1 protein-coding gene is annotated in these 361 nt (G+C 28.8%); it reads left to right on the top strand.

The window, feature by feature from the left end; all coding sequences use genetic code 11:
* Positions 1–361 (top strand): HpaII family restriction endonuclease (locus tag FUA24_RS04230; protein WP_148540169.1); only part of this gene is annotated, 361 nt, incomplete at both ends.

Here is a 361-nt window from a genome sequence, read left to right as displayed (position 1 = left end):
TTTGTCTTTGTAAAAACAGAACGAAAAATATTTTCAAACAACCTAGTTTTAATAGACAGTTTGCTTCCCGAAATTTTATCACAAATCGTTTTTGATTTTTATTCAAGTGAGTTTTCAAATTTAACCGATTTAGTAAACAAAACAGCTGACAAAAATCCACTGAACTTTGACATTGAAAACGAACATAAATTTTACGAATATAAAATAAAACGCTTCTTGACAGATGTTGCATTAGGGATGATGCCTTCAAAAGTTTGGACAGGAAAATATGATGCAACAGGTGGATATTTAATTGTAAAAGAAAATGGAGACGTGTTATGTTATCATATTTACAACAGGAATGAATTCGAAGATTATTTAT

The organism is Seonamhaeicola marinus, assembly GCF_008085455.1.
This window is presented reverse-complemented; position numbering and strand designations above follow the sequence as displayed.